Annotated in this window: 9 protein-coding genes; 3 read left to right on the top strand and 6 right to left on the bottom strand. The window is 37.4% G+C overall.

Annotated elements, in window-relative coordinates; genetic code table 11:
* Window positions 1-168: 168 nt before the first annotated feature.
* The 6 genes from SP041_RS20280 to SP041_RS20255 all read right to left on the bottom strand — a co-directional run bounded on the left by SP041_RS20280 (window position 169) and on the right by SP041_RS20255 (window position 9,128).
* Complete coding sequence (locus SP041_RS20280) at window positions 169-1,665, bottom strand: carbon starvation protein A (protein WP_025564711.1); 1,497 nt, start codon at window positions 1,663-1,665, stop codon at window positions 169-171.
* A gap of 280 nt (window positions 1,666-1,945) precedes the next feature.
* Window positions 1,946-2,671 (bottom strand): two-component system response regulator BtsR, encoded by a 726-nt coding sequence (gene btsR / locus SP041_RS20275; protein ID WP_025564712.1) that lies wholly within the window; start codon window positions 2,669-2,671, stop codon window positions 1,946-1,948.
* A complete protein-coding gene (locus SP041_RS20270; RefSeq protein WP_025564713.1) occupies window positions 2,671-4,365 on the bottom strand; it encodes a sensor histidine kinase in 1,695 nt (564 codons plus the stop codon). The genes btsR and SP041_RS20270 overlap by 1 nt, the downstream gene beginning before the upstream one ends.
* Window positions 4,366-5,031: 666 nt before the next feature.
* Window positions 5,032-7,035: a DUF3488 and transglutaminase-like domain-containing protein gene (locus SP041_RS20265; RefSeq protein WP_025566168.1), complete on the bottom strand. Its 2,004-nt coding sequence runs from the start codon at window positions 7,033-7,035 to the stop codon at window positions 5,032-5,034.
* The gene (locus SP041_RS20260; protein ID WP_025566167.1) at window positions 7,028-8,035 is read right to left on the bottom strand and encodes a DUF58 domain-containing protein; all 1,008 of its coding nucleotides are present in this window, start codon (window positions 8,033-8,035) and stop codon (window positions 7,028-7,030) included. The genes SP041_RS20265 and SP041_RS20260 overlap by 8 nt, the downstream gene beginning before the upstream one ends.
* Before the next feature lie 184 nt (window positions 8,036-8,219).
* Window positions 8,220-9,128, bottom strand: coding sequence for a MoxR family ATPase (locus tag SP041_RS20255; protein ID WP_025566166.1), 909 nt, complete (start codon window positions 9,126-9,128; stop codon window positions 8,220-8,222).
* A gap of 557 nt (window positions 9,129-9,685) precedes the next feature.
* On the opposite strand from SP041_RS20255, the gene SP041_RS20250 reads away from it, so the two are divergent.
* From SP041_RS20250 to rpsM, 3 genes are all read left to right on the top strand, one after another.
* Window positions 9,686-11,245: a methyl-accepting chemotaxis protein gene (locus tag SP041_RS20250; protein WP_025566165.1), complete on the top strand. Its 1,560-nt coding sequence runs from the start codon at window positions 9,686-9,688 to the stop codon at window positions 11,243-11,245.
* 411 nt (window positions 11,246-11,656) lie between these two features.
* A complete protein-coding gene (rpmJ, locus tag SP041_RS20245; RefSeq protein WP_011770886.1) occupies window positions 11,657-11,770 on the top strand; it encodes a 50S ribosomal protein L36 in 114 nt (37 codons plus the stop codon).
* Between the two features lie 116 nt (window positions 11,771-11,886).
* The coding region (gene rpsM, locus SP041_RS20240; protein WP_137297752.1) for a 30S ribosomal protein S13 at window positions 11,887-12,193 on the top strand (307 nt) is incomplete at its 3' end.

Raw genomic sequence — 12,193 nt, 5'->3', positions numbered from 1 at the left:
AGAAGATGTTAAGCATTTTATTTTACCCAAAAAAGAAAACACCGAACGTTTTCACGTTCAGTGCTCTATATTCCATCTAGATATCCGTTAAGATATAAGCCTAAAATCTCTTAACCGAACGGCATTGGTCTAAAAGACGGGCTTAGCACATAAGTAAGACAGTCACTTTTAACTATCTTGTGCTACAACTTCAATGCCATCATCATCAACGGCATTACCTTTTTCGTTTACAAATAGTTCACGTTTAGATTTAGTTAATACATAAACAGTAATCACAACGGTTGCTAAAATTCCGATAATCGTTGACGTTTGCATCGCGAGACCAAAACCTAATGATGAATTATTTAAGATGAATGTAATAACAACTGCTGTCATAAACATCGCTGGTACAGTCGCAATCCAATGCAGTTTATTATGACGAGCTAAGTAAGCTGTTGCTGTCCATAACATCATTACTGCTGTTGTTTGATTTGCAAAACCAAAGTAGCGCCAGATAATACCGAAATCAACCTGCGTTAATATGCCACCTAGAATGAATAATGGTAATGCCATCAATAAACGGTTACGCATTGTTTTTTGATTCATATTAAAGTATTCAGCAAGAATCAAACGACTTGAACGGAACGCCGTATCGCCAGAAGTAATAGGTAAAATGACCACCCCTAGGAAAGCAAGAATACCGCCGAACACACCGAGTAAACCAAACGATGCATCATATACCACTGCACCAGGACCGCCCGTTGCAACAACTTCAGACAACGCTTCAACCGAACCAAAGAATGATAACGCTAATGCACACCAGATAAGTGCGATAGCACCTTCACCAATCATTGCACCGTAAAATACAAAGCGACCGTTTTCTTCATTTTCAATACAACGCGCCATTAAAGGAGATTGTGTTGCGTGGAAACCAGAGATAGCACCACAGGCAATCGTGATGAATAATGCTGGCCATAATGGAAGATCATTTGGATTCATATTAACAAACATTTGGCTTAATTCGTAATCACCTAATAGCGTATGCTCACTAGATACAACCACTGCAGCGATTAAACCCACAGACATAAAGATTAACAACGCGCCAAAGAATGGGTAAAAACGACCAATGATTTTATCAACAGGCACTATCGTTGCGACAACATAATAAGCGAAGATAATAGCAACCATCGACATCAACGACACATTCATATCGGTTTGTTCGTTAACTAAGTTCGTAATCATACCCGCTGGAGCGGATACAAATACCACGCCAACTAACAGCAATAAAACTAACGCGAAGATATTCATGAAATGCTTCGCGTTATTACCTAAGTATTTACCCGTAATAGAAGGAACCGATGCCCCGCCGTTACGTACTGATAACATGCCAGAGAAGTAATCGTGAACACCACCAGCAAATATACAACCGAATACAATCCATAGCATAGCAGCAGGACCGTAAAGCGCGCCCATGATAGGGCCAAAGATAGGACCAACACCGGCAATATTCAGTAGCTGTACTAGGTAAACTTTAGGCGTCGACATGGCAACGTAATCTACGCCATCTTCTTTTTCGTAAGCAGGCGTTTGACGTTGTTTCTTAATGCCAAACACTTTCTCAACAAATGAGCCGTAAATATAATAACCACCGAGTAACAACGCTAAACAAAATAGAAACCAAAGCATGGTCAAGTCCTTTTAAATGAGTTAATTTGATGGTCGCACTATAATCCTTCAACTCAAAATAGCAGTTGTTGATTACGTGAGTGGTCAAATACACATTTAAACGGTCGATATATTTGTTAAGTGGTTTTAACAGTTTGTTAATATCGCCATAACTTTTTTAAAACAGCTTTTTCTATATAGATTTTCATTGGTTTTAAAGGACTTTTGTGGCGACTGAACAAGCTGAATTAACAACATTAATACTTAAAGCCCTTTCAAAAAACTTCCAATATCAGTCGCTTTATAACAAGCCAAAACGATCTTTAATCACTTTTAAATAACGACGACTAACGGGCGCATGATGGTTTGACTTAGTCACTATTTCTGCAGAGCCATTGTCTAATAACTTAATTTCTCTAATACACGTTGGATTAATTAAATACTGACGATGGCAACGTATGAGGTCAGTTTTTTCTTCTAATACTTTAAGTGATAAGCTTGCCGTAAATTTGTCACTATCCGTTAATAGATGTACACCTGTTTGTTCCGACATCGCAATTTCGATGTTATTCGGCTCTAATAACAAAATACGATTAAAGCCAGAACACGGGATTAATTCTAATTTTTGACAGGTAATTGGAGAATAATTTGGTTGATCTAATTTCTGTTCATTAATCAACTTGATGCGTTGTAACGTTTTATGTAAACGAGAACTTTCAACTGGCTTCAATAAATAATCAAAGGCATTATCTTCAAAGGCTTTAATAGCATACTCATCATAAGCAGTGACAAAAACCACTTTAGGCATGCTCACAGGATCTAACATACTCAGTAACTCTAACCCTGTAATTTGCGGCATATGAATATCTAAAAAGATAACATCAGGCTTTAAACTGTTAATTGCTTTTAAACCTTCAATCGCATTGCTACATTGCGCAATGACTTCAACTTGTTGGCTTTCAACTAATAACTCATTAAGCTCTTCACGCGCATATAACTCATCATCAATAACAATTGCTTTTAACATCATGCTTCCTGTCGGCTGTGTAGAGGTAAAGTAATGGTTGCTTTACAGTATTGATTGGCTTCACAGGTCATCACTAAACCGTATTGTTGTCCATATTGGTTTTTTATACGTTTATCAACAATCTGTAAACCTAACCCCGTACTGCTACTCGGCTCACGATAGTTACCAGCATTATCAATCACTTCCAACACCACTAAGGTTTCTTTACTTTGTTCTAAAAAGTAGCCTTTAATCGTTAACTTACCCTGTCCGATTAAGGTAGAAGTACCATGTTTTATAGCATTCTCAATCAATGGCTGCAGCGTAAAGGTTGGAATTTTAAGCGATAACAAACGCTCATCGATTTCTTCTGTTACCGTTAAACGATCAGCAAAACGAGCTAACTCTATCTCAAGGTAAGAGTGAACGTGCTCCAACTCTTCCCTCACCGTAACCTGCTCAATATTCTGTTTTAGGTTACTTCTAAAAAAATGCGATAAATGTTGAATCAATTCACGCGCTTTTTGTGGATCTTTACGTGTTACCGCACTAATCGTATTCAGTGTATTAAATAAAAAGTGTGGGTTCACTTGCGCTTGTAATAAACGAATCTCAGATTGATTAATGAGATTCTTCTGCTGTATGTAACGTCCTAATAGAATTTGATTAGAAATCAGTTTAGCTAAACCTTCGCCTAAACTACGGTTTAATGTAGAAAACAGCTTTTGCTTCGGCTCATACAATTTAACTGTTCCAAAAACACGTCCATCAGCTTCTAATAAAGGAATAACGAGGACAGAACCTAGCTTACAACCGTCATTTAATGAACATTGATAACTTGTTGAATACCCATCAACATACATTATTTCGCCCTGTTCAATGGCTTGTAATGTATAAGCAGATGAAATCACTGTGCCGCATAAATGATGATCTTGACCGACACCTACAAAAGCTAATATTTTCTCTTTATCAGTGATAGAAACCGCACCCACCGCAGTTTCTTGATAAATAATATCAGCAATTTTTTGACAACTTTTAGCATTAAAGCCATGTTTGAATACACCGACGGCACGTTGCGCAATGCGTAAAGCGGTCGTTGAAAAGGCATTATAGTTTTTTTCAAAAATAGCTTTTTTATCTTGGATAATACTCATGAACAAAGCAGCACCAAGGGAGTTAGCAATAATCATGGGCAGTGCAATGGATTGTACTAATAACCACGCTTGATCAAAAGGTTCTGCGACGGCTAGGATGATCAGCATTTGTACTATTTCAGCAAACAACGTAATCCCTAAGGCAATCATCGGTCTAAAGATCTGTTCGATTCGCCCTTTACGAAGATAATAAAGGTGAAGTAAACCGCCAATCAAGCCTTCAGTTGTCGTTGAGATCATACAAGCAACATCAGTAAATCCGCCCATCGAATAACGATGTATTCCACCGGTTAAACCAACTGCTAACCCAACTAAAGGCCCACCCAGTAAGCCGCCCATCACCGCGCCAATCGCACGAGTATTGGCTAATGCATTTTCAATAGAAAGGCTAAAATAAGTCCCTAAAATACAAAAAGAGCTAAAGAGAATATAGCAAGCTATACGGTGAGAGTTACGTCCGGAGATAAAAATAAGCGGCATAAACAGTGGTGTTTTACTCAATAAATAAGTAATCACCAAATACACACTAAGCTGCTGTAACAATAATAAAGTAACTTCCACAACAACTCCTAATAAGCAAAGCCAATAACAACATGAAACGGCAGAAGCGCATATTATAACAATGTCACAATACTGTCTTAACAATAATTATTTTTTGACCTAACCTTCTCTACCCTTCGTGCCTTTGTGGTTAATCTGCTTTTGACTTTAAAAATCTTAATCAACCACGAAGCGCTGCGCTACACGAAGAGCACGAAGAAAAACCTTTAAAAGTATAATGAGAACACAAAAAGCAAAACAAGCAGGCTGAAGCATGCGCCCCAAAGTCAAAACATCTACCTTTGTGGTTAATCTGCTTTTGACTTTAAAAATCTTAATCAACCACGAAGCGCTGCGCTACACGAAGAGCACGAAGAAAAACCTTTAAAAGTGTAATGAGAACACAAAAAGCAAAACAAGCAGGCTGAAGCATGCGCCCCAAAGTCAAAATATCTACCTTTGTGGTTAATCTGCTTTTGACTTTAAAAATCTGAATCAACCACGAAGCGCTGCGCTACACGAAGAGCACAAAGAAAAACCTTTAAAAGTATAATGAGAACACAAAAACAAAACAAGCAGGCTGAAGCATGCGGCCCAAAGTCAAAACATCTACCTTTCGAGGCTAAGCTGTTTTTTAACTTATCCCCTATTTTCCCTTCGAGGTTAATCCGTTTTTGAGTATAAACATTAACGCTTACATTGCTTACTAATCGCTTTCCTCAACACGACAAGCTCTGCAATCAATAGGCTTTTTTGCGATGATGTTAAACTGGCCTGATATTTTATTTGGTTATACAACGTAGCAAACTTTAGCAATGAAGACTGCGCATTAACCTTAAGCTCGCCTAACGTTTTACAATAATCCGCAACAGTCTGTCCTTTGCTTCTTGTTAAATATTTTTCAGTTACTTTCTCATACAACTTATTAAACAAACGATCTTCAATAGATAACTTTTCAGCTTGCCACGGTTTAAATATCCATAATGCGGTGATCGTAGCGCCTAAAAATAACAATAGTAGAATCAACATTGATAAATTTAGCCAAGGAATATTACTCAATAAACGCTTCAGTATTTCAAGTTGTTTTTGATTATCGTAATTTATAACCCAAACCGCCCAAAAGTAATCAGCTCTATCAAGAAAGTTAGCAAGTTGATTGAATAATTGGTTATTTTGCCAATGACGAAGTGACAAGTATTGCCCTGATAAAAACTCACTTTGATCATCCAAGCTTTGCAATATACCTTGTTCAACGCGTTCTGGTGAAACATAAGCCGTTGGGTCAACGCGCACCCATTGCTTATCTTTCCAAATTTCAACCCAAGCATGAGCATCATATTGACGTACACTCAAAAACTCGTTTGAGTTATCCCATTCGCCCCCTAAATACCCCGCGACCATACGTGCAGGTACATCTAACACCCTAGCCACATACAAATAAGTACTGGCGTAATGAACACAAAACCCTGCTTGTGATGAAAAGAGAAAATCATCAATTTGTTGTTCGCCCAATAAAGGTGGTTTTAAGGTATAGCGAAAGTCACCTTTATTAAACATCGTTAACAATTGTTCTAATATCGTATATTTATCAATACCTGCAGCGAGCTTATTATCTATCCATTCTCTTGTTTTAGGATTATCTATTGCTGCGATCTTATTCGGTAACTGCGTATATTTTTGTAATGATTTAGCGGTATTAACAAAACCATCAACTTGCTTATATTGCTCTATTTCAAAGGCTTGACGTTTATAAACAGGATCGATACTGCGTAAGCTAAAGTCACTTAACAAGCTACTGTCATTACTTGAATAAGCAAAATCTAAACTCGGCACATAATGCTTATAATGAGGTTCTAGTATTAATTGATAACTACTTTGTTTATCAATTAATTCGTATTCAATCTGTTGCCCTCTTCTAGCCCTTCTTTCTTCTCTTTTCAGGCTGCTACTCTGTGACCATGTTTTTCCATCAAACTCGTCTAAGGTAAGTACTCGCCAATAACGCGCTTGCCCCTTTGGTGGTTCACCATTAAAACTCGCCCTAAATGCTAATGCAGAAGATTGACTTAACTCAGCAATACTGCCTGGGCTGACACTATCCGTTAACCCCGTCGTTGCTTTATTTTGTAATGGCATTTGCCACATAGAAGGTAAACGAGGTAACACAAGAAAAAGAATAATCGCCAACGGCAAACTTAATACTAATATCTTACTCAGCATCTTAAGTTGAGATTTTGTGTTTAAAGCCGCACCGTGGATTGATAGTAAAATCATCAGCAGTAAACATGCCACAACCGTAGCCGCACTGGCCATCAATATAGTATGGTTAAAAACAAGGAATACCGCGACGAGCACTAAACCGGTATTCACAAAAAAGTGCACATCTCGAACAGATTTTAATTCCAGAAATTTAAGGCTGAACCCTAATAAAATGACATGTACTAATATATTTAGCACACCTAATTTATAAACCATCAACACAATAATCGCGATACAAACGACCGAGATACTATTAGTAATAATTTTATTTAATGCTGTCACGCGTCCAGTAAAAAGTGCAATACGCCACGCAGCACACAGCACACCAAAAATGATTAATACCGCATTGACTTGATCCGCTAATAGCACGATAACTAATGCATAACTAAACACAATTAACGATAAACTTTGACGTGTTAGAAACTCAGGCATGCTCATCTCCATATAATGCTAAGGCACGTAAACATAATTGTTGATGTTCCGCACCAGAGCCAACGTCAATAACCCTTGTTCCAAGATCTAATGCATAGCTAATGCCTTGCTGTTCATAGGTTAACACTTGATAAGCTAACATGGATAACCGCTCTTCAGTGGGCACGCCATTAAAAGCAGATAGCGATAAAAACACATCACCGCCTCGCTCTTCCTCAAACAACTTAGTAAAAGTCCCTTTACCTTGAGCGACTTGTTTCCATGCAATCGATTTTAAGGATTCACCCTGTTGAAATGGCTTTAAAGTACTAAACGTATCAAAACCAACTTTAGCTGCTTGATTGCCAGCATCTGTTTCTTCACCACTTAACACCACGTTATTTAATGCATTCTCAACGGGGGTTGGGTACAACAAACTTGAGAAGCCGAAATCGATATGCGACCACACTCTAAACAACCCAAAAGGATAATAAGATTGAACCGTCACTCTTCCTGGTTTAAACCAACCTCGTTTCGCACTTTTTGCAAACAAGGTTATATTTTGTTGTTCAGATGAGGGTTGAGCGTTGCTCGCGGGAAAAGTTGAGCTAGCCTGTTTAAAAGCAAAACTCGTTTGTTGAGCGCGATTCGATTTGGTATTTTTTGGCAAGGTTAAACGTAGTGTGAATGTACAACTTTCATTAGCAAACTGATCTTCACTGTTGATTGCCATCAATACAAGACCTGATAGGTTTTGATAACTTAACAGTAAACACGTGATCATAAAGCTCAGTAAAAAGTACACCAAGAATAGAATTAAATTATTTTGATAATTAGTGCCAATCAAAAACAAAATAACACAGGTAGCTAAAAACATAAGACCAAAACGAGATGGGAAAATAAAACTATTACCTCGATTTAAGGTAATACTCTCAACCACCGGAATACGCTTAATAAGCCAACGATCGAAGCGTTGATTTATCAGAGTTTTAAACTTATTAACGATTTTTTTTGCGGTCATTCCGTTACCTCTACCCGATATGTTTTTTTACTGTTTTAGTATTTTTGTTAGCTTATTTTGTTAGCTTATAAATATACGTTTTAGCAGTCGCTTTAGTCATCACATGTAATAAGACCTTCTACCTATAACAACGACTGATAATGAAGCTCTTATAGCCGTTAAGTGATAGTTATTAAGTGAAAAACTATTGCAGAGGATCAACGTTACTTAACAATGTTTGGCTCAGCGCTTGACCACCTTTCTTAAAACCATTCACACCGTTTAATCGATGATCTGTCACAGCAGCAAACACCGCTTGAATATCTTCAGGTGTCACGTAATCACGCTGTTCAATAAAAGCCATCGCTTTAGCTGCACTTAACAACACTTTTGAGCAACGAGGAGACAAGGCATTGGTGTATTCAGCACCGTAACGGCTCTCTTCAATTAAACGGATCAGGTAATGTAATACCGCATCACTTGCTTGCACTGTTCGTACGGCGGCTTGCATTTCATTTAATTGCAGGCTGTCAATAATGGCTTCCGTTGATTGTGGCTGATATTGCCCTTTTAACATTAATAACTCAGCGTCCTTACTAGGAAAACCTAATTCGATACGCATCATAAAACGGTCTAACTGAGACTCAGGCAATGGGAATGTGCCTGCTTGATCCTGTGGGTTTTGTGTCGCAATAACAAAAAAAGGGTCGCTTAACGGGTAGGTATGTTTATCAATAGATATTTTACGCTCTTCCATCGCTTCCAATAGCGCACTTTGCGTTTTAGGACTAGCGCGGTTTATTTCATCGGCTAATAACACTTGTGTAAAAACAGGACCTTGATGAAAGGTGAATTGCTGCAATTGCTTATCAAAAATGGACACTCCTAAAATGTCGGCAGGCAACATATCACTGGTGAATTGTACGCGTTGATAATCTAACCCTAATGTTCGAGCCAATGCACCCGCTAACGTTGTTTTGCCCATCCCCGGTAAATCCTCAATCAACAGGTGACCATCGGCTAATAAACACACCAATGCCAACTTAGTCTGTCGCTCTTTACCTAATAAAACAGCATTCAGCTGCGCTAATATTTTCGCAATCTTATCGTGCATTATCTGTTATTCCTTTAAGTATGTACTAACACTTCAGTGATAGATATTATTGATAAACAACAGATTAACTTAATTACATCCAGACAAGAAACATTTAAATAAAATACTTACAACACCATCCGTTTAACCATAAAACGGGGTTAATTTAATTAACGCTTTCTATAGGGTGCGGTCATTAATAACTTTATAATTATGTTGACTAAAATCCACACTAAATCTAAGTAGCTTAATGTCTATACAAAATCAAAATTCAGATATTAAAGTTCAAACATTAAAGTAAAAATCTGATGCTAAATCTTTAATATTTTTAAGATTTTTAAGATTTTTAAGATTTTTAAACTTACTCCTAACTTTCTTCTACTTTCTTTATTCATTCAAAGAAATAAAACAGTTAATAAAAGAACACACTACAACATAAGATTTAGAGTAATAATCGTTAATTTAAATAGTAATAACTTCTCGATAATATTTATAGTCTGTATACTACTTTATGGCTAATTCCTTCACTTATTATATGAATCTAAGAAGGAATATTTAACAACTTCAGGAAATAGAAAATGAAAAAAACAATACTAATAGTAGTATTTGCAATGTTTGTTATTGCGGCAATTACTAGCATTGCTTCAACCTCTTATATTTCTAACCAAGAAATAGATAAAATAATTCTCAAAAAATCACAGCAGCAAGCTTCTTTACTGGTTACCAATGTTGAATATATTCTGGAGAAATCATCACAACCATTGGTCGACTTGCAAAGTTTGGTCACTTCACTTAAAAATCGACCTGACATTTCCTATGCCATTGTTATTAATAAACAAGTAAAAGCGATTGCACACAGTGACAGAGAAAAGCTTAATAAAGTCTACGACGACAGTTATTCGGTAAAAGGCGCTAGCCAAGGTGTTGCTCAACACTCTAAATGGTATGCCGACGTACAAAAAGTGTGGGTTTACGACATCATGACACCTATCTATGTCAACGGTGAGCTTTATGGAACGGTAGATATCGGTATTCCAATTACAGAAGTCAGCAAAGCGGCTGCTGACATATTAATGATTCAGTTAGTTGCAATCTCAGGGATATTTATTATCTGTATCTGCCTTCTTATTGGGGTAATGAACCATCTTTTCAAACCACTTTCAGGGTTACAACTTGCATTAGAAGATATCTCTAAAGGTGACGGTGACCTTACCGTAAGATTGCCTATTAAAGGTAATGATGAAATCACGCGTATCTCGATCGCCTTCAATTCCTTTGCTAGCAACATTAATGAAATAGTGACTCAAGTTGTAAAAACAGGCGTGCAATTAGGTCTGTCAGCGACCGATGTTCGAGACCAAGCTTTACGTTCATTAACACGAGGTGAAGAACAAAGTGAGCAATCTATCTTAGTGGTGACCTCAATGAACGAAATGATCGCGACCATCAATGAAATTTCTTCAAATGCATCAGGTGCGGCTGATGCAGCGCAAGATGTAAACAAAGAAACGCAAGAAGGTAATAAAATACTACAGGAAGCGACGAGCACCATCCAAAACCTATCTGAAGAAATCAACAATACTTCATTAGTGATTACGTCATTAGCCGATAGAACTCAATCTATAGGATCAATTCTTGAAGTTATTAACAGTATTTCAGAACAAACTAATCTGCTTGCTTTAAATGCAGCCATTGAAGCAGCGCGCGCCGGTGAAGCCGGAAGAGGTTTTGCAGTAGTAGCAGATGAAGTAAGAAACCTAGCAACTAAAACAGCTAAATCAACGGGTGAAATTCAGAAAATGATTGACTACCTGCAAACTGAAGCTAAAAGTGCAGTAGAGGCAATGAGCATCAGTAAATCCTTAACCTATGAAGGCTCAAAAGCAACTGAAGAAGCGCAACAAGCACTCGTCAGAATATCAAATCAAGTCATCGCAATATTAGATTTAAATACTCAAGTAGCCACAGCAACAGAGGAACAATCAAGTGTATCTAATGAAATTAACATGAATATGGATACGGTGAATAACTCAATAGTAGAAGGTGCAACCGCTAGTCAGGCATTAGAAGTCACCAGCAGAAACTTAACCGAACTAGCAGATACGTTAGATAAGCATGTAGGCTCTTTTAAAATATAAAGCGCACTTTGTAGATCAACTGACAGGTTATATTTCAAATATAACCTGTCAGTAAATATCGCCCCACACCCCACACACACAAAAATACCAAGTTAAAATTTTTACCACTTATCTTAATACCACTTATCTTAATACCATTTCAGAAATAGCATTAAAGGTGAATCATTGTTGTATGATTTAGCTCTTCAAGTTTAAAATCTAAATTTATTATCCTCCAAACGATATCTTTTAAAAAGAGAGTCTCTTTTATCTCTAAATTGTAAATCGACATGCTATTTATTCATTTTTAATCAAGTATTACTCGAAAATTTATATAGAATTTGCTATATTCCACCACCCTTTAGATACACAGGTTTACTTTAAGCTTGTTAACTCTTCAAAAGGCTAATATTTACTAACCGGAGTGTTGCAATGAAAGTTCGTGCATCCGTTAAAAAGATCTGTCGTAACTGCAAAGTAATCAAACGCCACGGTGTGGTGCGAGTTATCTGCGTAGAGCCAAAGCATAAACAACGCCAAGGCTAAAGTTTGGATATCAAAATCCTAGTGATTCGAGTTTGAATCGCATTTTATAATCATTATTTGTAGAGCATCCTTTCGGGCTTTTCGCAAATAAATCGTTAACTTTTAAGGAGTGCATAGTGGCCCGTATCGCTGGCATTAACGTTCCTGATCATAAGCATGCAGTTATCGCATTAACTGCTATTTTTGGCATTGGCAAAACTCGTTCACAAATTATTTGTGCTGAGTCAGGTATTGCTGAAAATACTAAGCTTAAAGATCTGGATGAAACACAAATTGAAGCGCTTCGTACAGAAGTCGCTAAATTCGCCGTTGAAGGTGATTTACGTCGTGAAGTATCTATGAGCATCAAGCGTCTAATGGACCTTGGTTGTTACCGTGGACTTCGTCATCGTCGCAGCTTGCCTGTACGTGGACAGCGTTCTA

It is taken from the genome of Psychromonas sp. SP041 (genome assembly GCF_000470315.2).
Lineage (GTDB): Bacteria > Pseudomonadota > Gammaproteobacteria > Enterobacterales > Psychromonadaceae > Psychromonas.
Note: the sequence above shows the minus strand (reverse complement) of the source record. Positions and strands in the feature narration are given on the sequence as shown.

What these genes read in the sequence shown, in the direction of transcription:
- SP041_RS20280 (WP_025564711.1), bottom strand. Translation starts at nt 1,665, where the DNA reads ATGCTTTGGTTTCTATTTTGTTTAGCGTTGTTACTCGGTGGTTATTAT.
- btsR (WP_025564712.1), bottom strand. Translation starts at nt 2,671, where the DNA reads ATGTTAAAAGCAATTGTTATTGATGATGAGTTATATGCGCGTGAAGAG.
- SP041_RS20265 (WP_025566168.1), bottom strand. Translation starts at nt 7,035, where the DNA reads ATGCCTGAGTTTCTAACACGTCAAAGTTTATCGTTAATTGTGTTTAGT.
- SP041_RS20260 (WP_025566167.1), bottom strand. Translation starts at nt 8,035, where the DNA reads ATGACCGCAAAAAAAATCGTTAATAAGTTTAAAACTCTGATAAATCAA.
- SP041_RS20255 (WP_025566166.1), bottom strand. Translation starts at nt 9,128, where the DNA reads ATGCACGATAAGATTGCGAAAATATTAGCGCAGCTGAATGCTGTTTTA.
- SP041_RS20250 (WP_025566165.1), top strand. Translation starts at nt 9,686, where the DNA reads ATGAAAAAAACAATACTAATAGTAGTATTTGCAATGTTTGTTATTGCG.
- rpmJ (WP_011770886.1), top strand. Translation starts at nt 11,657, where the DNA reads ATGAAAGTTCGTGCATCCGTTAAAAAGATCTGTCGTAACTGCAAAGTA.